This window comes from Azospirillum sp. FG154 (genome assembly GCF_057809575.1).
The window spans coordinates 26,894-50,164 of record NZ_JBMDKF010000006.1 but is presented as its reverse complement, the minus strand read 5'-3'; the positions used below and the strand labels follow the sequence as shown (position 1 = coordinate 50,164).

Genomic DNA, 23,271 nt, shown 5'->3' with positions numbered 1-23,271 from the left:
CGATGTCCAAGCACGACAAAGGCCATCACGCCCCCATCGATCGCGACGCGCTGCCCTACCGCCCCTGCGTCGGCGTCATGCTGCTGAACGACCGGGGCCAGGTGTTCGTCGCCCGCCGCGCCGGGTCGGAGGCCGATTGGCAAATGCCCCAGGGCGGCATCGACGAGGGGGAGGACGCCCGCGCCGCCGCCTTCCGCGAGATGGAGGAGGAGATCGGCACCGCCAAGGCCGAGTTCCTCGCCATGTCCGCCGCCGCCCATCGCTACGACCTGCCCGACGAGCTGCTGGGCCGGGTGTGGAAGGGCCGTTGGCGCGGGCAGGAACAAATGTGGATGGCCGCCCGTTTCACGGGAACCGAGGCCGACATCCGGCTCGACACCGAACATCCCGAGTTCGACGCCTGGAAATGGATCGACGCGGAAGCCCTGCCCGGCCTGATCGTCGCCTTCAAACGCCATGTTTACGAAGCCGTCCTGGCCGAGTTCCGCCCGCTCATCGCCCGATTGAAGGCGTAACCGGGCGCTCGCGCCTCGGTGTTTTGCCCCCGCAAGGGCATGGATTGCGGCCATCCCTAAGTTCTAAGACTCGTCCCACCGTGGCATTGATGTGGCCTTAACGAATCCTTGAGGCCACGTCTGGCACCGTTCAGCGTGCGCGCCGCAGAGGAGTGGGATGGGCATGACGCTGATAAAGTGGACCGAAGAGGCCGGTCGGGTTCGCTTGGCGTTGCCCAGCGATCTCGATCTGCCAATGGCGCAACCCCTGCTGGACAGCCTGCGCGCCGCCTTCGCGGCGTCCGCCGACGTGACGGTTCACGCCGACGCGGTGGAACGGGTCAGCGCGGCCTGCGTTCAGGCTCTGGTGGTCGCCACCCGCGACTCCGCCGTACGGGGGGCCGTCTTCGCGGTCGCTTCGCCATCGGAAAGCTTCGCGGAGGCGTGCGACGACCTTGGCCTCCAAGGATGGTTGAAGCAATGGAGCCAAGCGTGAAAAAGAAAGTCCTCACCGTCGATGATTCCCGCACCATGCGCGACATGGTGTCCTTCACCCTGCGCGGCGCCGGTTATGACGTGGTGGAAGCGCCCGATGGGCAAGCCGCCATGACCGCCATCGCCGCCGCCAAGGTCGATCTGGTCATCACCGATCTGAACATGCCGGTGATGGACGGCTTGACCCTGATTCGCAAGCTGCGCGCCATCCCGACGCACCGCAGCCTGCCGATCCTGATGCTGACCACCGAAGCCGATGAAAAGAAAAAGGCCGAAGGCCGCTCCGCCGGAGCCACCGGCTGGATTGTGAAACCCTTCAATCCTGACAAACTGATTTCCGTCGTGCAAAAGGTGTGCGGCTGATCCACCGTCTGGCGGGTCGAGCGAGCCAAGCCGCCGCGTACGGGCAAGGAGGGTGATCGTGGACGATCTGAGCCGGTTCAAGCAGACCTATTTCGACGAAAGCGCCGAGTTGCTGGCGGTCGCCGAGGCTGGCTTGCTGCGCCTCTCCCCCGGCGACGTCGACATGGACGAAGTGAACGCGATCTTCCGCGCCGTTCATTCCATCAAGGGCGGCGGCGGCGCCTTTGGCTTCTCCGAATTGGTCGCCTTCTCGCACGAGTTTGAAACGGTGATGGACGAGGTGCGCAACAGCGCCATCCCCGTCACCACCGAACTGGTCGACACGCTGATCCGCGCCAACGACGTGCTGGCGCAAATGCTGGCCTACGCGGGCGAAGGGGTGGACGCGCCGCCCGGCGCCACCGACGACACGGTCGCCGCGCTGCGCCGCGCTCTGGCGACTGGCGGCGGCGGCACGGTCGCCAGCGCCACGGCCCAGACAGCGCGGCCCGCAGCGTCCACGGTTCCCGACGACGAAGACGACGAGGCTGGAATCTTCGGCGACGCGATGGCCGCGATCAACGCCGCCCGTGACTCCGAAACCCCCGCGCCCGCCCCCGCCGACCGGGTGCGCTGGACCATCGTCTTCCGTCCCAAATCCGACCTGCTGCTGTCGGGCAACGAACCCGCCTACATGCTGCGCGCGCTCCGCCGCTTGGGCGACGCCGAGATCGTCTGTCATCTGGACGGCCTGCCCACGCTGGCCGACCTCGACGCCGAGCTTCTGCATCTGTCCTGGACCATCACCCTGACCGCCGACGCCGCTGTCGGGCGCGAGCGGATCGACGACGTGTTTGAGTTCGTCGCCGACGAATGCGACATCCAAATCACCGCCGACGCGCCGCTGCCCGCCGTCATCGCTCCGCCGCCAAAAGACGAGGCGCCGCCCAACACGCCGCCCGCGTTGACCGAATCGGCTTCGGCGCCAACCGGCGCGGCGGCGGCCAAGACCGACGGAGCCGCCAAACCACGCGGCGCCGGAACCAACGGCGGCGGCGGCGGCGGCGAGCATGCCGGGTTGACCACCCACACCATCCGGGTCGATCTCGACAAGATCGACCGGCTGGTCAACATGGTCGGCGAAATGGTCATCACCCAGGCGATGATCGCCGAGCATCTCCGCGACCTCCCCCCCGGCCAGTTCCAGGAGTTGCAGGAGGGGCTGGAGCAGCTCGCCCAGCACACCCGCGAATTGCGCGAAAGCGTCATGTCGATCCGCGCCCAGCCGGTGTCGAGCGTCTTTTCGCGCATGCCCCGGCTGGTCCGGGAATGCGCCGCCCTGACCGGCAAAGAGGTGCTGCTCGCCACCTCCGGCGAAAACACCGAGGTGGACAAGACGGTGGTGGAAAACCTCGTCGATCCGCTGACCCACATGATCCGCAACTCCATCGACCATGGGCTGGAAGGCCCGGACGAGCGGGAACGCATGGGCAAGCCGCGCGCCGGAACGGTGCATCTCTCGGCGCAGCATCGCTCCGGCCGCATCGTCATCGAGGTGACGGACGACGGGCGCGGCATCAACCGCGCCAAGGTGTTGTCGAAGGCCATCGAAAAGGGGCTGGTGCAACCCGGCGCCAGCATGACCGACGAGGAGATCGACCATCTGATCTTCCTGCCCGGCTTCTCCACCGCCGATCAAGTGTCGAACCTGTCCGGGCGCGGCGTCGGCATGGATGTGGTCCGGCGCAACATCTCCTCGCTGGGCGGGCGGATCGGCGTCTATTCGACGCCGGGCGAAGGCTCGCGCTTTGTCCTGTCGCTGCCGCTGACGCTGGCGGTGCTCGACGGCATGGTGATTTCGGTGGGGGAGGAACGCTTCGTCCTGCCCTTGACCAACATCGTCGAGAGCCTGCGGCCCAAACCCGCCGACCTGCACGGGCTGGTCAACAAATGCGACGTCATCATGGCGCGCGGCGAATATGTGCGGCTGGTCCATCTCCACCGCCTGTTCGGCATCCCCAAGGCCATCGACGACGCCACCAAGGGGCTGGTCGTGCTGGTGGAGACCGAAGACGGTTCGCGTCTGGGTCTGGTGGTGGACGAGGTTCTGGGGCAACAGCAGGTCGTCATCAAAAGCCTGGAGTCCAACTTCCGCCGTCTGGACGGCGTCGCCGCCGCCACCATTCTGGGCGACGGGCGCGTCGCCCTGATCCTGGACGTCGCCGGTCTGCGGGAAATGAGCCGCCACAGCGGCGACGGCGCCAGCGGCGGCGCTCGCCCCCCGCCCCCCACCGCCGCCCTGCCAGCCCCCCAATCACGTCAACGCCAAACGGTCTGAGGCCCAGCGATGAGCAGTTCCATGGCACTCGCCACGGTCGGTGGCAGCCGCGCCGACGCCCTGTCCCTCAACGGGACGGAGGACCAGTATGTGTCCTTCACCGTTGGCGCCGAGGAATACGGCGTCAACATCCTTTCCGTAAGGGAAATACGCGGCTGGACGCCGGAAAGCCGCTTGCCCAATCTGCCGGACTATGTCCGGGGCGTCATCAACCTGCGCGGCATCATCATTCCGATCTTCGACCTGCGCGCCCGTTTCGGCGGCGGCGCGACCGAGGTGACGAAACGCCACGTCGTGGTGGTGATGCAGGTGGGCGAACGCACGCGCGGCATTCTGGTGGACGCCATTTCCGACATTCTGGCCATCGGCCCGGACTCGATCAAACCGCCGCCCGACGTGGACAGCGGCCTGATCGACGCCGAATATCTCAGCGGCCTCTACACCGCCGAGAACCGCATGGTGACGTTGCTGAACGTTGAAAAGCTGTTCTCCAACGAACATGGCGATCATGAGCCGACTCCAAACCGGATCATCGCCGCCAGCGACTAGACCCCTGACGCCCCCGCCAAGGCTTCCGCGCCGACTGTCGGGCATCGTCCAAGAAAAAACCGGAGGCGACGCATGACCACGAGCCATTCAACCCCCACATCAACCAGCGCCGGTTCTTTTTTGAGCAATCTTGGCATCGCCAAGCGGCTCTGGTTGGTCTTTGGTCTGCTGCTGGCCTTGATCGTTGTTCAACTGGGCATCGGCATATTGGGGCAGAACCGGCTGAATCACCGGCTCGATCTGGTGCTGAAGGCTGGCGATCTGGCGGTGTTCGCCAAGGATCTGGAAGCCCGCCTGGCCAACCAGCGCATCCAGGGGCGGGATTACATCTTCACCGGCGACGCCGCCGCGATGGAGCGCCAGCGCGCCCTGCGCGCCGCCTTCGACACGGCCATGAGGGACCGGCAGGCCATGGTGAAGGCCTCGCCCCAGGCGACCGCCTTCGCCGATCTGACCAAGCTGCACGCTGACTATCACAACCAGTTTGAACTGGTCCGCGAATCCCGCGAAGGGTTTGATCGCATCCTGCACGAACGCATGGACCCGGTCGGCGCCCGCGTGACCGCCCTGCTGGAAGAGGTGATCGCCGCCGCGTCCGACAACCAAAACGCCGCCTTGGATGGGCAGGAAGCCGAAAAACACTGGATCACCATCCGCTTTGCCGCCAACCGGGCGCTTGGCCTGAAGGACGCCGCCGCCGTCGCCCAGGTTGACGGCCAAGGCAAGGAAATGAGCGAGCATCTGGCGGGTTTGACCACCGCCTTCCGCAACGACCCGACCCTGACCGCGAGCCTGCGTGAGATCGAAGCGCGGGCGACCGATTACCGCGCCGCCTTCAAGGACGCGCTTGCGGCCAACGACGCCATCACCCGGCGGACGACGGACGTCGGCAAGCTGGTGGCCCAGATCAACGATGTCATCGGCGGCATCGTCGCCTCGATCCAATCCGACCAAAAAGCGAACGAGGCCGCCGCTGAGCAGGAAGCGACCTTCAACACCCGTCTGTCTCTTGGCCTTGGCCTGCTGTCGCTGGTGATCGGCATGGTCGCCGCCAACCGCATCGGCGCCTCGATCATCGGCCCGATCAACGGCGTCAAGGCGGTGATGACCGATCTGACCATCGGCAAGCTGACCATCACGGTTCCCCACACCGAGGCGCGCGACGAGTTGGGCGACATGGCGCGCGCCGTCGCCGCCTTCAAAGACGAGGCGGTGGACGCCGCCCGTTCACGCATGGCGTTGGACCGGGTGTCGGCCAACATCATGATGGCCGACACCGACGGGAAAATCCTGTACGCCAACGGTTCGATCATGGACATGTTCCGCAACGCCGAAGCCGATCTGAAAAAGGTTCTGCCCTCCTTCGACACCAAAACCCTGCTGGGTCAGAATTTTGACCTGTTCCACCGCGACCCCAGCCACCAACGCCGTCTGCTCGCCAATCTGACCCAGACCTATCGCGGTTCCGCCAAGGCGGGCGGGCGCACCTTCCAGGTCATCGCCAACCCGGTGGTCAGCCGCCAGGGCGAAAAGCTGGGCACCGTCATCGAATGGCGCGATCTGACCGACGAATTGGCCATCGAGGGCGAAATCGGCGGCATGGTGGAGCAAGCGGTTCGCGGCGATTTCGAGCACCGCATCGACCTGACGAACAAGTCCGGCTTCTTCCGGCTGGTCAGCGCGGGCATCAACCGCCTGTCCGAAAATGTTTCCGCCGTCACCGAAGAGTTGGCCTCCGCGCTGGAAACCCTGTCGCGCGGCGATCTGACCCGCCGCATCGAGAAGGATTACGAGGGCGTGTTCCAGCGCCTGAAGAACGACTTCAACAACACCGTCAGCCAGCTTTCCGACACCGTGCGGCGCATCGACGGGGCGGCGGCCTCCATCGCCACCGCCAGCCGCGAGGTCGCGGCGGGCAGCCTCGACCTGTCGGAACGGACCGAACAGCAGGCCAGCAGCTTGGAAGAGACCGCCGCCAGCATGGAGGAGTTGGCCGCCACCGTGCGGTCGAACGCCGACAACGCCCAGCAGGTCAACAGCTTCGCCACCGACGCCCGCGCCGCCGCCGCGCGCGGCGGTCAAGTCGCCGGCCACGCGGTCGACGCGATGCGGCGGATTGAACAGTCCTCGCAAAAAATTTCCGACATCATCGGCGTCATCGATGAAATCGCCTTCCAAACCAACTTGCTGGCGCTGAACGCGGCGGTTGAGGCGGCGCGGGCGGGCGACGCCGGGCGCGGCTTCGCCGTGGTGGCGCAAGAGGTCCGGCAACTGGCCCAACGTTCGGCCCAGGCGTCGAAGGAGATCAAGGCGCTCATCCTGGACAGCGGCGCGCAGGTTCGCGAGGGCGTCGATCTGGTGCGGTCGGCGGGCGCCGCGCTGACCGAGATCGTCACCGGCATTGGCCGCGTCGCCGATCTGGTCGGCGAGATCGCGCGCGCCACCAACGAACAGGCTTCCGGCCTGGACGAGGTCAACATCGCCGTCGCCCAGATGGACGAAATGACCCAGAAGAACGCCGCCCTGGTCGAGGAAAGCACCGCCGCCGCCCGCTCGCTGGAAGAGCAGGCCGATCAACTGCGCGAACAGATGACCTATTTCACGCTGGAACGCCCCCCCGGCGACAGCCGCCGCGCCCGCGCTCGCGCCTGAAGACCGGCCCGCCGCCGATGACCGAAACCCTGCCTCCCCCGGACCGGCCGACCATTGACGCCAACCGCCCCCGCAGTCTTGGAACGACGGCGGACTTGCCGAGCACGCGGGAATTTCGGTTCGAGCGGCATCATTTCGACCTGATCGCCCGCCTGCTTCATCAGTTGGCGGGGATCGCGCTCGCCGCCCACAAGGTCGAGATGGTGTACGCCCGGCTGGCGCGGCGTCTGCGCGACCTGCGACTGCCCGATTTCGACGCCTATTGCGACCTGTTGCAAAGCGAGGCGGGGGCCAATGAAATCGGCTTTCTGGTCAACGCGCTGACCACCAACCTGACCAGCTTTTACCGCGAATCCCATCATTTTGAGTTTCTCGAACGGACGGTTCTGCCCGGCGTCCGTGAGCGCAACGCCGGACACCCCAAACCCCGCCTGCGGATTTGGTCGGCGGGCTGCTCGTCCGGGCCGGAGCCTTACACCATCGCCATGGTTCTCGCCTCGACGATGGGGCCGGAGTTGCGGCGCTGGGACGCGCGCATCCTGGCCACCGACATCGACACCCACATGGTGGAAACCGCCCGGCGCGGCGTTTACAACGCCGACGGCGCTTCGGGCATTCCCCCGGCCATCCGGTCCCGCTACACCCAGGCGACGACGCTGAACGGCGAACCCGCCATCGCCATGACCGACGAATTGAAGCGGCTCATCACCGTCAAGCCGCTCAATCTGCTGGAACACTGGCCGATGTCGGGGCCGTTCGACGCCATCTTCTGCCGAAACGTCCTGATCTATTTTGACCGTCCCGGCCGCACCCAGGTGATCGAGAGCTTCGCCCGCATGATCGGCGGCGGCGGCTATCTGTTTCTGGGACATTCGGAAAGCCTCTACGGCGTTTCCAACAGCTTCCGGCAGGTTGGCCCCACCATTTACCAACGGGTGTGAGCATGGCCCGTTTCCTCCCGCCCGGTTTCCCACCCGACACGCCGCCACGAAAACCCGGAACGTCCACACGAGCGTTTGGCGGCGGGAGAGCGCCCAGGCCGGAAACCATCAAGATCTTTCTTGGTCATCACATGGTCAGCGATCAGACCGATGTGATGATGGCCACCACGCTGGGATCCTGCGTGTCCGCCTGCATCCACGACCCGGTGCGCGGCGTCGGCGGGATGAATCACTTTCTCCTGCCCGATCTGCCGGAATCGGAGCTGGAAGGCGACGGGGCGGCGGCGCGCTATGGCTCGGTCGCCATGGAGCGGCTCATCAACGACCTGCTGGCGCAAGGGGCCGAGAAGCGGCGCTTGCAAGTCAAGCTGTTCGGCGGCGCCCGCGTCATCGACTCCAGCTACGACATCGGCGGCATGAACAGCCGTTTCGCCATCAACTATGTGCGGGTCGAGGGGCTGATCCTGGCCGGGCATGATCTGGGCGGCGCGGCGGCTCGCCGCATTCATTATTTTCCCCACTCGGGCCGCGCGTTGCGCCGTATGCTGAATCCAACAACGGTTGTGGATACGATCACACAGGAGCGTCACCACATGTCCAATCTGCGGCGCGATCCCATCGAGGGCGACGTGGAATTGTTCACCCCCGACCCTTCGGGAGACGCCTGACCCATGACCCGAGCGATCCGCGTCGTCATCGTCGATGACAGCGCCCTGATGCGTGAGATGCTGAAAGACATCCTCGACCGCGAGCCGGGCATCGAGGTGGTCGGCGTCGCCCGCGATCCTTTCGAGGCGCGCGAGATCATCAAGGCGACCAACCCCGACGTCATCACCCTGGACGTCGAAATGCCGAAAATGGACGGTCTGTCCTTTCTGGAAAAGATCATGACCCTGCGCCCGACGCCGGTCATCATGATCTCCTCCCTGACCCGCGAGGGTTCCGACGCCGCCATCCGCGCGCTGGAACTGGGAGCGGTCGATTGTCTGACCAAGCCCGGCGGTTCCGACGGCAAGGGGTTCGAGCAGACGGCCCGCGAGCTGGTTTCCAAGATCATGGTGGCCGCCACCGCGCGCCTGTCGATGCGCCGCGCCCCCACGACGACGACGACGACCTTGCCCACGCCACGCCGGGCCGGATCGGGCAGCCGCCTGATCGCCATCGGCGCGTCCACCGGCGGGGTCGAGCGCATCCGCGACGTGCTGGCGGCGATGCCCGCCGATTGCCCGCCCATCGTCATCACCCAGCATATGGGGCCAAGCTACGTTCCCAGCTTCGCCGCGCGGCTCGACCGGATTTCCGCCCCCAGCGTCCAGATGGCCAGCCACGGCGCGCGGCTGGCCCAGGGCGTCGTCTTCATCGCCCCCGGCGACCGCCACCTCGCCATCGTCCGCGATTCCCAGGGCTTCGTCTGCCACATTCAGGACACCCCGCCGGTCAGCGGTCATCGTCCATCGGTGGACGTGCTGTTCGCCTCGGTCGCCAAGGCCGCCGGCGCCAACGCGGTGGGCGTCATCCTGTCGGGCATGGGGCGCGACGGCGCCATCGGCATGAAGGCCATGCGCGACGCGGGCGCCCACACCATTGGCGAGCAGGAATCAAGCTGCGTCGTTTATGGGATGCCGCGCGCCGCCAAAGACAGCGGCGGCGTGGCGATCGAGTTGCCCCTGTCCCACATCCCCGCCGAAATGATGCGCGCCTTCGACGCCATCGGCGACCGCCCCCGCACCGCCTGACGCGGGTGATTTTAGGAGCTTTGACATGTCGTTTGACGGCGCCACGCCACACCTGACGCCCGCCGCCACGCCAGCCGCCCCCCCAGCCGCTGATGCCCCCAAAGGCACGGTCACGGTGTCCAGCGACCTTCTGTCCACCTGGATGGGTTTCGCCGACGTCCAGCGCCGCACGCTGGGCGTGGTGCAGACCGAGTTGACCCGCACCTCCCAGCATGTCGAGGAGGCGACGCTCGACCTGTCCGCGCGCTTCCGCATCCTGGCGGAAAAGGCGATGGAGCAGTCCGAACGCGTCGCCCAAATCGTCGCCGTCGCGGGAACGGTTCGCATCGACGAAGAGCAGGTGCCGTTGGACCAGTTGGTCGTCGGCATGCAGGACATGATAACCGACATGGTGAGCAACATCGTCACCCTGTCGCGCCACGCCATGAGCATGGTCTATCTGCTGGACGACGTGCAAAAGGACGTGGTCGAGCTGGAGAAATCCATCGGCGACATCGACGTCATCAACCGGCAAACCAATTTTCTGGCGCTCAACGCCACCATCGAAGCCAGCCGGGCGGGCGAAGCCGGGCGCACTTTCGCCGTCGTCGCCCAAGAGGTTCGTCATCTGTCCCGCTCCACCGGCGATCTGGCCGAGCGGATGCGCAGCAAGGTGACGGCGGTGGTCAAGGGCGTGCGCAACGGCCACGAGATCCTGCGCCAGATCGCCAACACCGACATGTCGCCGCAAATGCTGGCCAAGGAACGGGTCGACAAGACCATGGACAGTCTGGTCGAACAGACCACCCATTTCCAGAGCGTGCTGGAAACCGCCGCCAGCGTGTCGGCGGACATGTCGTCCACCATCGCCCACGTCATCACCGGAATGCAGTTCCAGGATCTGACCAAGCAGCGGATCGAGGCCATCAACGACAGTCTGGCGATCATGAGCGCCGGTCTGGACGAACTGGAAGGCCAGATCCGCGCCGAAGTTCCCTCCAGCATCGGCGCCCGCGAGCCTCAGGAGTGGCTCAACAATCTGCTCAACCGCTTCACGCTCAGCGAAATGCGCGGGCGCTTCGTCCGCAAACTTTTGCTGGAAGGCACCGCGTTGGATGAAAATGGCGTGCTTGACGTGGACGTCGCCCATAGCGACAGTGCCGGTGGCGACATAGAACTGTTTTGATGAAGCCAAGCCTTTGGTTGAGTGATTGCGCTCTTTATGGGGGATCTTCGATGGATTATGGCATAGAGCAGCGGGATCAAGAGGCGGCCGTCCGCCTGCGGGGCCGCCTGACTTTCAACGATCACGCCAAACTGCGCGCGTTGATTGGAGAGATGAAGCTGAACAACGCGAAGCGTCAGGTGCTGGACCTGTCGTCGCTGGAGTTCGTCGATTCAGCCGGGATCGGCATGCTGCTCATCGCCCGGGATGAAATGGACGGCGCAGAGAAGGAACTCGTGCTGCGCGGCGCGGTTGGTCAAGTCAAGCGGGTGTTGACGGTGGCGCAAATCGGCAAGATCGTCACCATCGAGGACTGAGGCTGTTGGCCGCCCGAACGCCCCCTCCCCGGACCCGATTCGCTGCTTTGCATGGTCTGGCGATCGCCGATGATCGGCTGGCGCGGTGTTCGGCGTGGCTTGGCTTGCCATCGGGAAACGGCAAGGATGACAAAGCTCCAACCCTTGCGCTGCTCGACGGCCCACAGGGCGCGTCGGAAACCGCCGCTTGGTTGCCGCCCATCGCCGCCTGGATCGAACCCACGGCGGGCGACGATGCCGAACCATCACTGGCGGCTCTGACCAAACGGGCTGGAAGCGCCGATCTTTACATCAACCTGACAACGAAAACCGCCAACAGCCTGCATCTGGCCGGACGCATCCTGACCGCGCTGGCCGCGCGCCAGCCGCTGTCGCAAAACCGGCGGGACGATTTGGAACTGGCGCTTCACGAGGCGATCAGCAACGCGCTGGTTCACGGCAATCTGGAAGTCGCGGGCATGAAGGAGTTGTCCGCTTCCGAGTTGGAGCGGTTTTCCCACGATCTTGTTCGGCAGATGGCAAACCCCGTCCTGTCGCAACGGCGGCTGGAGGTCGCCGTCACGCTGGAGCCGGGAGCCATGGCGGTGGAGGTCGCTGACGACGGAAACGGCTTCCAACCCACGCCGATGAGCTGTCGCGGCGCCTCGGGCCGTGGCCTGGATTTGATCGCCACCGTCGCCGATTCCGTTGAGCTGCGCGATGGCGGTCGCCGCATCCGCATGAGGTTCGCGCTGTGACCGGCGCCCACCCGGTGTTGAACGACGACGTCGAGGCGGAAGCCCGCGCCGCCATTCTTGATTGCCCGATCCTGGTGGTCGATGACACCGCCTTCAACCGCACTTTGATTGGGGCTATTCTGGCCGAGGCGGGGTTCCGCAACGTCTTTTTCGCCAAGGACGGGGTGGAGGCGCTGGAGACGGTCGCCGAACGGCGCCCCGACTTGTTGATCCTCGACATCATGATGCCGGGCATCGACGGCTTCGAGGTTTGCCGCCGTCTGCGCGCCGATCCCGACCTCGCGGATCTGCCGATCCTGGTGCAAACGTCGCTGACGTCAAGCGAGGACCGCAACAAGGCCTTCATCGCCGGAACCACCGATCTGGTGTCCAAGCCGCTCGACCGCACCGAACTGCTGGCCCGCGTGCGCATCCATCTGGAAAGCCGCGTGCTGATCCGCCATCTGCAAAGCTACCGGGCGCGGGTGGAAGGCGAGTTGGCCATCGCCCGCTCCATGCACGAGCATCTGTTGCCCTCCCCCACCCTGTGCAACACATTGGGGTCGTTGGCGGGGGTGACGCTGCGCTCCCACACTGAAATTTCGGCCAATTTGGGCGGCGATCTCTGGGGGATCGTGCCGCTGGACGATTGCCGCCTGGGGGTGTTCCTGCTGAACATGTCCGGGCAAGGCGTGTCGGCGGCGATGAACGCCTTTCGCATGCACACGCTGCTGCATGAGTTGGCCACCGACCATGGCCTTGATCCCGCCGCCATGCTGGCCCGGCTGAACGAGCGAGCCGTCGATTTGCTGGAGGAGGGCCAGAACGCCACCGTGATCTATGGGGTGATCGACGGAAACGCGGGTCAGTTCGTCTACGCCGCCGCCGATTCCGCCCCCCCCATGCTGCTGCCTCCTGATGGCGAGGCTCCGCGCTTTGGCGAGGTGAACGGCTTGGCGGTTGGTCTTGCCCCCGGCTCTCGCTACCAAACCGAAACGCTGCCGCTGCTTCCCGGCGCGGTGTTGGCGCTCTATTCGGTCGCCGTGTTGCAAGCCCTTGACCCAGGCGGCGCCGGAATCGGACTGGGCTGGATGATTGGCCGCGCGGTGGCGGAGGGCGGCGGCGCGGATGGTTTCGCCAGCGTCGTTCGCTCGTTGACCTTTGCTCTGGGCAGCGCCAGCCGTGACGACCACACGCTTGTTTGGATTGAACGGAACCGCCCGTGACCTCCCCACCCCCCTCGATCTTGCCCGCCCAGACGCGCGGCGCCCTGGCCGGGTTGGAGAGCGCCCGCGTTCTGGTGGTGGACGACAACCGGATCAACCGCAACCTGCTGCTGGCGCTGCTGGAACGCGGCGGAATCCATCAGGTTGAGCAGGCCGAGGACGGCAACGACGGTCTGGCCCGGCTTGAGATGTTCAACCCCGACCTGATCCTGCTGGATTTGATGATGCCGCGCCTGGACGGGTTCGAGATGTGCAAGCAATTGCGCGCCGATCCACGCTGGAAAAACCTGCCTGTCCTGGTGCAGTCGAGCCTGAACCGGGCGGAAGACCGCGCCCGCGCCTTCGCCGCCGGGGCGACCGACTATGTGACCAAACCGATCAACGCTGTGGAGTTGCTGGCCCGCGTCCGCATCCACCTGCACAAGCGCGCCCTGCTGCGCGATCTGGAGCAATATCACAACCGGGCGGAAAGCGAGTTGGCGCTCGCCCGCAGCATGCAGGAACGGCTGCTGCCCAGTTCGACGCGGCTGACCAGCACCGAAACCACCTTGGGCATCGCCATCAACGCCCATTTCGCCCCATCATCGGAGCTGGGCGGCGATTTCTGGGGCAAGCGGCGGCTGCTCGATGGACGGCTGGCGGTCTATTTGGTCGATTTTTCCGGCCATGGCGTCGGCGCCGCGCTCAACACCTTCCGCCTGCACGCCATCTGCCAACAGCTCGCCGCCATCAGCGAAGAGCCGGCGGCGTTTCTGGCGGCGGTCAACAAACGGCTGTGCGCTTTGCTGCCCAGCGGCCAGTTCGCCACCATGCTGGCCGGGGTGATCGACCCTCAAGCGGGGGTCTTCCGCTACGCGTCGGCGGGGGCCACCGCGCCAATGGTCTGGACGCCCGGCGACAGCGCCCCCCAATTGGGCGACGGCGCCGGTCTGCCGCTGGGCCTGTTGGCGTCCGTCCAGTATGACAGCCGCAGCCTGCCCCTGCCGTTCGGCGGGCGGCTGTTCCTCTACTCCGACGCCGCCATCGAAATTCCGCTGGGCGGCGACGTTCTTGACGAATCCGGGCTTGGCGCGATGGTCGCCCGCCACATGGGGGAAGAGGACGGCGCCCGCTTCCTGGACGGGCTGCTGGACGAGTTGCGGGCCACCGGCCCAATCGACGATGATTTGACCGCGCTGGTGTTGACCCGCAAACGGTGAAGGCGTCTTCCCGCCAAACCGCGCCCAAACAAAAAGGCCGCCCCCGAGGGAGCGGCCTTTCCGGTGTGCGACCGAAGCCGACCGATCAGCGCGAATAGAATTCGACGACCAGGTTCGGTTCCATCTGGACGGGGTACGGCACGTCGGCGAGCAGCGGCGCGCGGACGAAGCGGCCCTTCAGGGCGCCGCCGTCAACTTCCAGATAATCGGGGATGTCACGCTCGCCCGAGGCGGCGGCTTCCAGGATCAGGGCCATCTGCTTCGACTTGGCCTTCACCTCGACAACGTCGTTGTCCTTCAGGCGGGCCGAGGCGATGTTCAGACGACGACCATTCACCAGAATGTGGCCATGGTTGATGATCTGGCGGGCGGCGAACGGGGTCGGCGCGAACTTCATGCGGTAGACCACGGCGTCCAGACGACGCTCCAGCAGACCGATCAGGTTCTCGCCGGTGTCGCCCTTGCGACGGACGGCTTCGGCGTAAATGCGGCGGAACTGCTTCTCGCCGATGTTGCCGTAATAGCCCTTCAGCTTCTGCTTGGCCATCAACTGCAAGCCGTAATCCGACGGCTTCTTGCGACGCTGGCCATGCTGGCCGGGGCCGTACTCGCGCTTGTTCAGCGGGCTTTTGGAACGGCCCCACAGGTTGACGCCAAGGCGGCGGTCAATCTTAAACTTGGACTCTTGACGCTTGCTCATAACGAACTTCCTCGTTGACGCACGAGTTGATGTTGTCCCGGTAGTTCCATCCCCTTGCGGCGACGGACGGGGCGCCAACGCTACGCGCGCCCGCTTTCCCAGGAGGTGAAGGCGCGCACTATACGCATCCCTGGCGTTGAGTCAAACGCCACGTCTCTGCGCGGCGCGCCAGGCACCGTTGCGCCGTCGCCCGCGCGCTGGACCGCTTGCGCCGCGCGCCGCTTTGCGCTCCCCTGCCCGTCGCGGGGATTGATGGATAAGGACGACGGCGATGGAGCGGGTGGAGTGCGTGGTGGTCGGGGCCGGGGTGGTCGGCTTGGCGGTCGCCCGGCGGCTGGCGCAGGCCGGGCGCGAGGTCATCCTGTTGGAGGCCGCCGACGCCATCGGCACGGGAACCAGCTCGCGCAATTCGGAGGTGATCCACGCGGGCATCTATTACCCCACCGGCAGCCTGCGCGCCCGGCTGTGCGTGGCCGGGCGGGACGCGCTTTATGAGTATTGCCGCGCCCATGGGGTGGAGCATCGCCGCGTCGGCAAGCTGATCGTCGCCAGCGACGACAGCCAATTGCCGAAGCTCGACGCCATCCGGGCGCAGGCCGTCGCCAACGGCGTCACCGATCTGCACGCCATCGACGCCGCCACCGCGAAAGACTGGGAACCCAACCTGCGCGTTGCCGGCGCCCTCGTCTCCCCCTCGACCGGGATCATCGACAGCCACGGGCTGATGCTGGCCCTGTTGGGCGACGCCGAGGACGCGGGCGCCATGCTGGCGCTGCTCAGCCCGTTGGAGCGCAGCCGCCGCGCGCCCGACGGTTTCATTCTGGAGGTTGGCGGGGCCGAGCCGATGCGGCTGGGCTGCGCCACGCTGGTCAACGCCGCCGGGTTGGGCGCCTGGGCCGTGGCCGCCGGGCTGGAGGGCTTCCCCGCCGACCGGATTCCGCCGCGCGTGCTGGCCAAGGGCAGCTATTACGCGCTGGGCCAAGGCCGTTCGCCCTTTTCCCGTCTGGTCTATCCGGTGCCGGTCGATGGCGGGCTGGGCGTCCATCTGACGCTCGACCTCGCCGGGCAGGCGCGCTTTGGCCCGGACGTCGAATGGTTGGGCGATCCGGCGACCACCCCCAGCGGCGGCGGCCTCGATTACGCCGTCGATCCGGCGCGGGCCGAAAGCTTTTACGACTCGGTGCGCGCCTATTGGCCGGGGCTGCCCGACGGCGCGCTGGTTCCCGCCTATTCCGGCGTCCGCCCGAAATTGAGCGGCCCCGGCCAGCCCCAGCGGGATTTCCTGCTGCAAGGGCCGGAGAGCCATGGGATTCCCGGGCTGGTCAACCTGTTCGGCATCGAATCGCCGGGTCTGACCTCGTGCTTGGCCATCGCCGACGCGGTGGCGGAAATGACCGGCGTGGTCGATCCCTGACGGAGATCCTTGACCCCGACCCCCCATCTCCCAATCTAATGTCAGGACAGCGCCGAACATGTTTGGGCTGCCGCTTCGCCGGGCGCCGGAAACGGGCCTTTGATTGTGCAACTCGCTCGCGTCAAGAGGAGGATGCGCCGTGACGACCACACGTCTGTCTCTGTTCAACAGCCCGCTGCTGTTGGGCTTCGACCAGTTCGAGCGCACGCTCGACCGGATCGCCAAGAATTCCGCCGAGGGCTATCCGCCCTACAACATCGAGCAGATCGGCGATGACGGTCTGCGCATCACCCTGGCGGTCGCTGGCTTCACGTCCGAAGATCTGTCGGTGCAGATCGAGGACAACCAACTGGTCATCCGAGGCCGCCAAGGCGACGACAAGTCGCGCATTTACCTGCATCGCGGCATCGCCGCCCGTCAGTTCCAGCGCAGCTTCGTGTTGGCCGACGGGATCGAGGTGATCGGCTGCTCGCTCGACAACGGCCTGCTGAACATCGATCTGACCCGCCCGCTGCCCGAACCGAAGGTGCGGACGATCAAGATTGAACAGCCCGGCGTCGCCCCCGGCGGCGCCCCGCAGACCATTGACGTCGCCGCCGACCGCAACGAAGGCTGACCCGCGCACGCCGGAACACGTCCAACACACTCCGTTTCGCGGCCCGCCGGATGTTGGGGGCCGCAAAGGACCACGATCATGATGAACAGCACGCTCGACCATCTCCGCCAGCTTTCCACCCAGGATTTCGCGGCCTTCGGCGTCGATCACCTCGCCTATGTCCGCCCGATCCAGGTCGATGGCGCGCCCGCCTTTTCCATCCACGCCGCCGACGGGGCGCAACTCAGCGTTCTGCCCCAGCGCGAGGTCGCCTTCGCCGCCATCCGGCAGAACGACATGGAGCCGATGAGCGTCCATTGACGCGAAATTCGGCCCGCGCGCTCGCGAAAAGGCCGGTTTCTGCGCGGGAACCGGCCTTTCTTGTGATCGGAAGCGGCGTGCGCCCCTAATGGTTTTGCGTCGCAAATCGTGGCATCTGGATCCTTGCCACAAGAATCGTCTGCTGTATGGTGCAAGCGCACAATGACGGTTTCGTAACACGCTGCACGTTTTGGGAGAGACCCGGGTGAACGGCGACGCAAGTTCTGCCGAGGCAAACGCCGAATCCGACGCAGCCCCCCACGCCGACACGCCCAAACGCCGGGCGTCGGACGACGAGGCGCGCGATTCGCTGCACATTCTGCCCCTGTCTAGCATCCCGTTGGAAACTCCCGGTCTTCAGCACGCCCGGCTCATCAAGAATGTCCGGCTCCAGACCGTCGTTGAGATGTTTCGCGACATCCAGACCGGCAGCGGGCAGGTGGTTCCCCGCCACATCCCCGCCTATTTTGAATCCTACAAGGACGAGGTCGAACGCGATCTGGTGAAGATCGAAAAGATCGCCACCGCGTCCAGCTTCGACGTCTATTCCTCGCGCATTGAGCTGCGGCGGCTGAAGATCGACGTGAACAACGTCGAATGCCTGACCTTGTCAGACCGCAAAAAGGCGGAACTGACCAATTACATGCGCGTCTTCACCCGCCCGCTGATGGAATATGTCTATGGGCATGAGGAAATCCAGGTCGCCGACGTCAGCGACATCATCCGCATGTTCGCCACCCCCAACCGGGACGAGGCGCTGCGCAACCTGCGCATGATGGCCGACCGCCTCGACATCGAGCTGACCGAGATTCCGCAGTTTCTCGAAGAGTATGGCGACATCTTCCTGTCGCTGGCCTATTTCCGCAAATGCTTGGATGAAATCGTGCCGGAGGTTCAGCGTTTCGTCACCTGGATGGGCGAAATCCGCAGCTCGGCCGAGGTCAAACGCGATCAACGCCAGATGAAGATGCTGGACGACATCGCCCGCGATCTGACCGACATCTCGACCTCGATCACCGGGCGTTTCGAGAGCTTCGACAACCGCTCGAAGGATTTTTGGAGCGACATCAACGCCGACACCTTCCGCACCATCCGCGAATTGATCGCCTCGCACCACGTCACCATCGGCGGCGTGCTGTGCGGTTTGGCGGTGAAGATGGATTTGTGGAAAAGCCGCTTCCAGCGCGGCGGCGGCGGCCCCAACCGCCGGATGGAATTCGTGAAGTCGGAGATCCTGCCCGGCCTGTCGCACATCAAGGCGCTGGAAAATTCGGCGCGCACCGGGCACAGCTAAGCCTCGTCCCTTCCACGCAGGCGGCCCCTATGCCCAACAGCGACCACGCCCGTCTTGACCATGCGGCCCGTCTTGACCACGTCAATGTGATTGTGCGCGACATGGACCGCGCCGTCGCCTTTTACAGCGCCGTCTTCGCCATGACGGTGACGCTCTGCAAAACCCTGTCCGGCCCCTGGTTCGAGGCGCTGCTGGAACGCCCCGGGGCAACCGCTGACTGCGTGATCCTGGTGGACGCCAGCAAGCGCCTGCGCATCGAGCTGCTGCGCTTTCCCGACCGAACCGGCGCGCCCGACGGGCCGCAGGCCATCGGTCATTTCGCCGTGGCGGTGGACGACATCGCGACGACGCGCGCCCGCGCCCTGGCGGCGGGCGCCGTCGCCGTCGGCCCGGTCGTCACCGTGCCCGACAGCGTCCTGCCGCGCGGCAAGCTGATGTGCTACCTGCGCGACCCCGACGGCGCATTGTTCGAGTTGGCGCAATACCCCCAACCGCTGCCCGCCGCCGCCTGAAATTTGTCTGGCGCGCCCCTCTGGGAACCTCCGCGTCCGCCCCCATATGCACGGGCGGTTCAACAATGACGGAGTTTTCCCATGGGCCTGTTCGACAAGTTCAAAGGCGCCGCCCCGCTGGACATCACCCCCCGCCGCGCTTTGGCGGTGGCCCTGATCCAATGCATGGCCTCGGATGGCGAGATCGACCCGGAAGAGGTCGCGCATCTCGTGTCCGTTCTTGGCCGCAACGCGACGCGCGACGAGTTGGACCGCTGCCTGAAGCACGCCCGCAGCACGCCCCCCGCCACCTTCCTGCAAGAGGCGGCGCCCAAGCTGAACCAACAGCAGCGCCTGTGCATCCTGTTGAACATGATCGACAGCGCCATGGCCGACGGCGAAGCCGAGCAAGGCGAGCGCGATCTCATCATCCAGTACCAGCGCGCCTTCGGCTTCGACGACGCGACGATGGAGCCGTATTTCAACGCGCTGGTCGCCAAGAACGAACGCGCGGTTCTTGACGTCTGACGCCGTTGGACGAATTTTCGTCCGACGACGCCAACCTCCTGACAGCACGCTGTCAGGAGGGGGGGCGTACAAAGGGTGCGTGCCGGCACACACCCTGTTTACGACCCTCCCTCTTTTGTCAGGAGTTTGTTCCGATGAAGTCCCCCAACGTCGCCGTCTGGTTCGAGATCCCCGTCGCCGATCTCGCCCGCGCCATCGCCTTTTACGAATCGGTGTTCGCCGTCAGCTTGAGCCAAGGCGGATGCCCAAGCGGCATGCCGATCCGTCTGGCCCTGTTCCCCGCCGAAAAAGACGCCGTCACCGGCTGTCTGATCGAGCATGAGGACGTGAAGCCCGGCGGCGACGGCCCCGTGATTTATCTGAACGGCGGCTCCGATCTGTCGGAACCGCTGGCCCGCGCCGAGGCCGCCGGCGCCCGGATCGTCGTGCCCAAGACGCCGATCACCCCCGAACTCGGTTTCTTCGCGCAATTCATCGACAGCGAAGGCAACCGCGTCGGCCTTCATTCCCTGAACTGACGTCGGCCATGCGCCGCGCCGACCGCCTGTTTCAAATCGTCCAAGCGCTCCGCAAGGGGCGGCTGTTGACGGCGGCGGATCTCGCGCGGCGCCTGGAGGTGTCGGAACGCACCATCTACCGCGACATCCGCGACCTCGCCGCCTCCGGCGTGCCGGTGGAGGGCGAGGCCGGTGTCGGCTATCTGCTGCGCGACGGCTATGATTTGCCGCCGCTGATGTTCACCCGCGACGAGGTGGAGGCGCTGGTGGTCGGCGCCCGGCTGGCCCGCGCCTGGACCGGCGGCGAATTGGCCGCCGCCGCCGCCCGCGTGCTGGAAAAAGTCGAAGCGGTGGTGCCGGAGGCCCGGCGGCGCGAATTGGCCGACAGCCGCCTGTTCGCCCCCGATTTCTTCCCGCCCGCCCTGCGCGACCGCATGGACCAATTGCGCGTGGCGATCAACCAGCGTCGGGTGGCGTTGTTCGATTACCGGCGCGAGGATGGGACGGGGTCGGCCCGCGCCGCCCACCCCCTCGGCCTGTATTTCTGGGGCCGGGTGTGGACGCTCGCCGCCTGGTGCGAGTTGCGTCAGGAGTTCCGCAATTTCCGCATCGACCGCATGGACGCCTTGCAGATTCTGGAGCGTGGATTCGAGGACGCGCCGGGGCGGCGGCTGTCTGATTTCCTGGCGACCTGCGACGCTCCAGACTGATCTCCAGACTGGCCGACAAGACGCTCAGGTCCCGCGATTCCGCTTGACCGCACCGCTCGCATTGGGTGGCCGCCCAGCGGCGGTGGAGCGGAACGCCGATGGCCGATTGACGCTGATCCTGGTCAACGACCGACGCGTTCCGGTGAGCCGAAGCGACAGCGCCGCCGTGCGCGCCGCCGGATGGGCGGAGCGCGACGGCGGCGCGTCAAACACACCGCGTTGAGTTTACGACTTGCTGGACAGCAACGCGGCGCTGCGCGCCGCCAGCAGAGCCGAGGCTTGGTTGGCCGCGACACGGGCGCGGGCGTCGTCCAACCACGGCTCATAGGCCTTGGCCGACGCGCCTTCCAGCGTGCCAAGCAGTTCAACCGTCGCAACCAGATCGCCCGAAGCCAGCAAAACGCCCGCCTTCTCCAGCACGGTCGCGGCCTTGCGGACCTCGCCGCCGTTGAAGGACACGACCCGCAGCAGGTCGGCGGCGCTGTAAAGCGCCGACCACAATTGATCGACAATGCCCGGACCGGCGTCCGCCACGGCCATCTCGTCCGTGGGCGGGGCGTCAGCGGGGGCGGCGGCGGTCGCGTCGGCAGCCGGGGCGGCGGGCGCGACCGGAGCGGGGGCGGCTTCAGGGGCCGCAGGCGCCGCTGCGGCCTGGGCTTCGGCGGCGGCCTTGGCTTCTTCAGCGGCGGCGCGCAGATCGGCGGCCAACGCGTCCGGCACAATCAGAACGAAGCTTTCGGCCAAAGAATCAAAAGTCGGGATGCCGGTCGCGGCGCGCGGGGTCAGGGCGTCCAGCGCCTTCTTCAAGGGATCGTCGGCCACGCCCGAGGCGCGAACCGCCACCAGTTCCGCCGCGAACGGTTCGGAATCGTCCAACGCCGAGGTCAGTTGCGAAATCGCCAGCGCGCCAAACGCCTTGGGATCGGGCAACGCGGCGATCTTGCGGTCGAGCGCCGCCAGCGTGCCTTCCAACGCGGTGATGCGGTCGGACAACGGCCCACCGGCGGCGGTCGCCGCGCCAAGGCGGGCTTCAACCGACGTCACACGTTCATCCAGGGCGCGGCTGGCGACCACCTGCCGCTTGAATTGAGGGGACCACAGCGGCGTGGTCGCCGCCGCCGCCAGACCGGCGGTCGCCAGCACCACCGCAACCGTCGCCAGAAGGCCACCGGACGACCGGGCCGGGGGCGGAGCCGGAATGAAGGCGGGCTGAGAGATGGAGGCAGGGGTCGGCTTTTCGACCGCGTCGCTGGGAGCAGAGGACACAACGGTCTCCATGACAGGGGTGACGATGACGGAGGAAGCGGCGGGAACCGCAACGGGAGGGGGCGCAGATTCGACCGCAGGAGCGGGCGACGCTGCGGGAACAGGTTCGACCGCTTCCATGGCGGGAGGCGCCTCAACAACCGAAGAGGCCTCGACCGCCGGACTCTCGGCAGGAGGCTCGACGACGACCGTTTCGGCGGAAACAGGGGCGACGCTTTCGGAAACGCCCGCCTCCTCGGCAACGGCGATGGCGATCGCCGGAAGCGCGTCCAACGTCGCCTCGGCGACAGGCTCCGCCGTCGGAGCGGCGGCCAACGCGTCGGCAACCACGCTCTCGACCGGCGCGACGGCCTCCACAACCTCAACCGTGACCGCGACCGGCGCGGCGTCGACCGCCGCCGTTTTCACCTTGGCTTTCGCCCGCGTCTTGGTGGGTGGCGCGGCGGCGTCGCTGGGCGTGAGGTTGTCGCGCAAGGAGGGCCGCTTCCTGGGAGCCATCACTTCACCCTTTTGACAATAGCCGCGAGAACTTCAATTTCCCCATGAGCCGCCGACCGGGGCGCGTAGGCTCCCACCCATTCGCCCGCCGTGAAGGCGTCGACATGGGCGGTGCGCTGGCCGATGGCCGGGGCCACCGGCTCGCCAAAATCATGGAGAACCGCCTCAATTTCCTTACCGGCGGCGGTGCGGCGGTCAACCCGCGACGGCACCAGCAGGCAGGCGGGGCGACCGTCGTCGCGCTGGGACCGCGCCCTCCGCAACAGTTCGATCGCCTTGGTCGTCGCCTTCAGATCGGCGCCGCTGGCCGTCACCGGCACAACGAAGAGATTGGCCCCAATCAACGCGTTGAGAATCGCGTCGCTCAACTGCGGCGGCAGGTCGATCACGACGAAATCATGGTCGTCCTTCAGGCCATCGACCACCGCGCTCCAGTTCGCCGCGCCTTGATTCTCCACGCCGTTGACGTGGCTCGCGCCATGCCCCGTGCCTTGCGCCTCTTCAAACGGAAGCGCGTGAACGGTCAAGCCCAAGCGACCTTTGGCGCCCCAATCGCTGGCCGTACCCTGGCCATCGGCGTCAACGACGGCGACCGTCGCCTTCCCGCCATTTCGCAGCGCGCACGCCAAATTGATGGCCACCGTGCTTTTGCCGGTGCCACCCTTCAGATTTCCAACGGCGATGATCTTTCCAGACATAGGAAAAACGGTATCGCAGATATCGGACCAAAGAAAAGCGCAGACATGGC

The 23,271-nt window shown here is 66.2% G+C and carries 26 protein-coding genes; 23 read left to right on the top strand and 3 right to left on the bottom strand.

Annotation, left to right across the window (positions count from 1 at the left end):
- The first annotated feature begins 2 nt into the window (after positions 1 to 2).
- The 14 genes from ACODS4_RS08830 (at position 3) to ACODS4_RS08765 (ending at position 14,209) form a co-directional block, all read left to right on the top strand.
- Complete coding sequence (locus ACODS4_RS08830; RefSeq protein ID WP_488862758.1) at positions 3 to 515, top strand: RNA pyrophosphohydrolase; 513 nt, start codon at positions 3 to 5, stop codon at positions 513 to 515.
- 163 nt (positions 516 to 678) lie between these two features.
- Positions 679 to 990, top strand: coding sequence for an STAS domain-containing protein (locus ACODS4_RS08825; RefSeq protein WP_488862756.1), 312 nt, complete (start codon positions 679 to 681; stop codon positions 988 to 990).
- Complete coding sequence (locus ACODS4_RS08820; RefSeq protein ID WP_488862754.1) at positions 975 to 1,352, top strand: response regulator; 378 nt, start codon at positions 975 to 977, stop codon at positions 1,350 to 1,352. Before ACODS4_RS08825 ends, ACODS4_RS08820 begins: the two co-directional genes overlap by 16 nt.
- A 58-nt stretch (positions 1,353 to 1,410) precedes the next feature.
- Entirely contained in the window at positions 1,411 to 3,669 is a 2,259-nt protein-coding gene (locus tag ACODS4_RS08815; protein ID WP_488862752.1) for a chemotaxis protein CheA, read from the top strand.
- Positions 3,670 to 3,690: 21 nt separating this feature from the next.
- The gene (locus ACODS4_RS08810; protein ID WP_488862750.1) at positions 3,691 to 4,218 is read left to right on the top strand and encodes a chemotaxis protein CheW; all 528 of its coding nucleotides are present in this window, start codon (positions 3,691 to 3,693) and stop codon (positions 4,216 to 4,218) included.
- A 72-nt stretch (positions 4,219 to 4,290) separates the two neighbouring features.
- Positions 4,291 to 6,870, top strand: a complete 2,580-nt coding sequence (locus ACODS4_RS08805; protein WP_488862748.1) for a methyl-accepting chemotaxis protein — start codon at positions 4,291 to 4,293, stop codon at positions 6,868 to 6,870.
- A 17-nt stretch (positions 6,871 to 6,887) separates the two neighbouring features.
- Entirely contained in the window at positions 6,888 to 7,811 is a 924-nt protein-coding gene (locus ACODS4_RS08800; protein ID WP_488862746.1) for a CheR family methyltransferase, read from the top strand.
- Positions 7,812 to 7,942: 131 nt separating this feature from the next.
- The gene (locus ACODS4_RS08795) at positions 7,943 to 8,479 is read left to right on the top strand and encodes a chemotaxis protein (protein ID WP_488862744.1); all 537 of its coding nucleotides are present in this window, start codon (positions 7,943 to 7,945) and stop codon (positions 8,477 to 8,479) included.
- A 3-nt stretch (positions 8,480 to 8,482) separates the two neighbouring features.
- The gene (locus ACODS4_RS08790; protein WP_488862742.1) at positions 8,483 to 9,547 is read left to right on the top strand and encodes a protein-glutamate methylesterase/protein-glutamine glutaminase; all 1,065 of its coding nucleotides are present in this window, start codon (positions 8,483 to 8,485) and stop codon (positions 9,545 to 9,547) included.
- Between the two features lie 25 nt (positions 9,548 to 9,572).
- Complete coding sequence (locus tag ACODS4_RS08785) at positions 9,573 to 10,712, top strand: methyl-accepting chemotaxis protein (protein ID WP_488862740.1); 1,140 nt, start codon at positions 9,573 to 9,575, stop codon at positions 10,710 to 10,712.
- The gene (locus ACODS4_RS08780) at positions 10,712 to 11,068 is read left to right on the top strand and encodes an STAS domain-containing protein (protein ID WP_488862738.1); all 357 of its coding nucleotides are present in this window, start codon (positions 10,712 to 10,714) and stop codon (positions 11,066 to 11,068) included. The genes ACODS4_RS08785 and ACODS4_RS08780 overlap by 1 nt, the downstream gene beginning before the upstream one ends.
- A gap of 47 nt (positions 11,069 to 11,115) precedes the next feature.
- Positions 11,116 to 11,805, top strand: coding sequence for an ATP-binding protein (locus ACODS4_RS08775; RefSeq protein ID WP_488862736.1), 690 nt, complete (start codon positions 11,116 to 11,118; stop codon positions 11,803 to 11,805).
- A complete protein-coding gene (locus tag ACODS4_RS08770) occupies positions 11,802 to 13,010 on the top strand; it encodes a response regulator (protein ID WP_488862734.1) in 1,209 nt (402 codons plus the stop codon). Before ACODS4_RS08775 ends, ACODS4_RS08770 begins: the two co-directional genes overlap by 4 nt.
- Positions 13,007 to 14,209, top strand: coding sequence for a PP2C family protein-serine/threonine phosphatase (locus tag ACODS4_RS08765; RefSeq protein WP_488862732.1), 1,203 nt, complete (start codon positions 13,007 to 13,009; stop codon positions 14,207 to 14,209). Before ACODS4_RS08770 ends, ACODS4_RS08765 begins: the two co-directional genes overlap by 4 nt.
- Positions 14,210 to 14,294: 85 nt before the next feature.
- On the opposite strand, the gene rpsD is transcribed toward ACODS4_RS08765, so the two are convergent.
- On the bottom strand, positions 14,295 to 14,909 hold the full coding sequence (gene rpsD / locus ACODS4_RS08760; RefSeq protein WP_119829021.1) for a 30S ribosomal protein S4: 615 nt from the start codon (positions 14,907 to 14,909) through the stop codon (positions 14,295 to 14,297).
- A 271-nt stretch (positions 14,910 to 15,180) separates the two neighbouring features.
- Between rpsD and ACODS4_RS08755 the strand changes: the two genes are divergently transcribed.
- The 9 genes from ACODS4_RS08755 to ACODS4_RS08715 all read left to right on the top strand — a co-directional run bounded on the left by ACODS4_RS08755 (position 15,181) and on the right by ACODS4_RS08715 (position 20,982).
- Complete coding sequence (locus ACODS4_RS08755) at positions 15,181 to 16,323, top strand: NAD(P)/FAD-dependent oxidoreductase (protein ID WP_488862729.1); 1,143 nt, start codon at positions 15,181 to 15,183, stop codon at positions 16,321 to 16,323.
- 139 nt (positions 16,324 to 16,462) lie between these two features.
- Positions 16,463 to 16,939, top strand: coding sequence for an Hsp20 family protein (locus ACODS4_RS08750; RefSeq protein ID WP_488862727.1), 477 nt, complete (start codon positions 16,463 to 16,465; stop codon positions 16,937 to 16,939).
- Positions 16,940 to 17,017: 78 nt separating this feature from the next.
- The gene (locus ACODS4_RS08745; protein ID WP_298377358.1) at positions 17,018 to 17,239 is read left to right on the top strand and encodes a DUF1150 family protein; all 222 of its coding nucleotides are present in this window, start codon (positions 17,018 to 17,020) and stop codon (positions 17,237 to 17,239) included.
- Between the two features lie 205 nt (positions 17,240 to 17,444).
- Positions 17,445 to 18,533: a hypothetical protein gene (locus ACODS4_RS08740; protein WP_488862725.1), complete on the top strand. Its 1,089-nt coding sequence runs from the start codon at positions 17,445 to 17,447 to the stop codon at positions 18,531 to 18,533.
- A 29-nt stretch (positions 18,534 to 18,562) separates the two neighbouring features.
- Positions 18,563 to 19,045 carry a VOC family protein gene (locus ACODS4_RS08735; protein WP_488862723.1) on the top strand — a complete coding sequence of 161 codons (483 nt, stop codon included), beginning with the start codon at positions 18,563 to 18,565 and terminating at the stop codon, positions 19,043 to 19,045.
- Positions 19,046 to 19,126: 81 nt separating this feature from the next.
- A complete protein-coding gene (locus ACODS4_RS08730; RefSeq protein ID WP_488862721.1) occupies positions 19,127 to 19,552 on the top strand; it encodes a tellurite resistance TerB family protein in 426 nt (141 codons plus the stop codon).
- Positions 19,553 to 19,686: 134 nt separating this feature from the next.
- Positions 19,687 to 20,070 (top strand): VOC family protein, encoded by a 384-nt coding sequence (locus ACODS4_RS08725; RefSeq protein WP_488862719.1) that lies wholly within the window; start codon positions 19,687 to 19,689, stop codon positions 20,068 to 20,070.
- Between the two features lie 8 nt (positions 20,071 to 20,078).
- Positions 20,079 to 20,759 (top strand): helix-turn-helix transcriptional regulator, encoded by a 681-nt coding sequence (locus tag ACODS4_RS08720; RefSeq protein ID WP_488862717.1) that lies wholly within the window; start codon positions 20,079 to 20,081, stop codon positions 20,757 to 20,759.
- Positions 20,760 to 20,802: 43 nt separating this feature from the next.
- A complete protein-coding gene (locus ACODS4_RS08715; RefSeq protein WP_488862715.1) occupies positions 20,803 to 20,982 on the top strand; it encodes a hypothetical protein in 180 nt (59 codons plus the stop codon).
- A 2-nt stretch (positions 20,983 to 20,984) separates the two neighbouring features.
- On the opposite strand, the gene ACODS4_RS08710 is transcribed toward ACODS4_RS08715, so the two are convergent.
- Positions 20,985 to 22,499, bottom strand: a complete 1,515-nt coding sequence (locus tag ACODS4_RS08710; protein WP_488862713.1) for a hypothetical protein — start codon at positions 22,497 to 22,499, stop codon at positions 20,985 to 20,987.
- A 23-nt stretch (positions 22,500 to 22,522) separates the two neighbouring features.
- Entirely contained in the window at positions 22,523 to 23,221 is a 699-nt protein-coding gene (locus tag ACODS4_RS08705; protein WP_488862711.1) for an AAA family ATPase, read from the bottom strand.
- Between the last annotated feature and the right edge of the window lie 50 nt (positions 23,222 to 23,271).

What these genes read in the sequence shown, in the direction of transcription:
- ACODS4_RS08830 (WP_488862758.1), top strand. Translation starts at nt 3, where the DNA reads ATGTCCAAGCACGACAAAGGCCATCACGCCCCCATCGATCGCGACGCG.
- ACODS4_RS08825 (WP_488862756.1), top strand. Translation starts at nt 679, where the DNA reads ATGACGCTGATAAAGTGGACCGAAGAGGCCGGTCGGGTTCGCTTGGCG.
- ACODS4_RS08820 (WP_488862754.1), top strand. Translation starts at nt 975, where the DNA reads ATGGAGCCAAGCGTGAAAAAGAAAGTCCTCACCGTCGATGATTCCCGC.
- ACODS4_RS08810 (WP_488862750.1), top strand. Translation starts at nt 3,691, where the DNA reads ATGGCACTCGCCACGGTCGGTGGCAGCCGCGCCGACGCCCTGTCCCTC.
- ACODS4_RS08805 (WP_488862748.1), top strand. Translation starts at nt 4,291, where the DNA reads ATGACCACGAGCCATTCAACCCCCACATCAACCAGCGCCGGTTCTTTT.
- ACODS4_RS08800 (WP_488862746.1), top strand. Translation starts at nt 6,888, where the DNA reads ATGACCGAAACCCTGCCTCCCCCGGACCGGCCGACCATTGACGCCAAC.
- ACODS4_RS08795 (WP_488862744.1), top strand. Translation starts at nt 7,943, where the DNA reads ATGGTCAGCGATCAGACCGATGTGATGATGGCCACCACGCTGGGATCC.
- ACODS4_RS08790 (WP_488862742.1), top strand. Translation starts at nt 8,483, where the DNA reads ATGACCCGAGCGATCCGCGTCGTCATCGTCGATGACAGCGCCCTGATG.
- ACODS4_RS08785 (WP_488862740.1), top strand. Translation starts at nt 9,573, where the DNA reads ATGTCGTTTGACGGCGCCACGCCACACCTGACGCCCGCCGCCACGCCA.
- ACODS4_RS08780 (WP_488862738.1), top strand. Translation starts at nt 10,712, where the DNA reads ATGAAGCCAAGCCTTTGGTTGAGTGATTGCGCTCTTTATGGGGGATCT.
- rpsD (WP_119829021.1), bottom strand. Translation starts at nt 14,909, where the DNA reads ATGAGCAAGCGTCAAGAGTCCAAGTTTAAGATTGACCGCCGCCTTGGC.
- ACODS4_RS08755 (WP_488862729.1), top strand. Translation starts at nt 15,181, where the DNA reads ATGGAGCGGGTGGAGTGCGTGGTGGTCGGGGCCGGGGTGGTCGGCTTG.
- ACODS4_RS08745 (WP_298377358.1), top strand. Translation starts at nt 17,018, where the DNA reads ATGATGAACAGCACGCTCGACCATCTCCGCCAGCTTTCCACCCAGGAT.
- ACODS4_RS08735 (WP_488862723.1), top strand. Translation starts at nt 18,563, where the DNA reads ATGCCCAACAGCGACCACGCCCGTCTTGACCATGCGGCCCGTCTTGAC.
- ACODS4_RS08730 (WP_488862721.1), top strand. Translation starts at nt 19,127, where the DNA reads ATGGGCCTGTTCGACAAGTTCAAAGGCGCCGCCCCGCTGGACATCACC.
- ACODS4_RS08725 (WP_488862719.1), top strand. Translation starts at nt 19,687, where the DNA reads ATGAAGTCCCCCAACGTCGCCGTCTGGTTCGAGATCCCCGTCGCCGAT.
- ACODS4_RS08720 (WP_488862717.1), top strand. Translation starts at nt 20,079, where the DNA reads ATGCGCCGCGCCGACCGCCTGTTTCAAATCGTCCAAGCGCTCCGCAAG.
- ACODS4_RS08705 (WP_488862711.1), bottom strand. Translation starts at nt 23,221, where the DNA reads ATGTCTGGAAAGATCATCGCCGTTGGAAATCTGAAGGGTGGCACCGGC.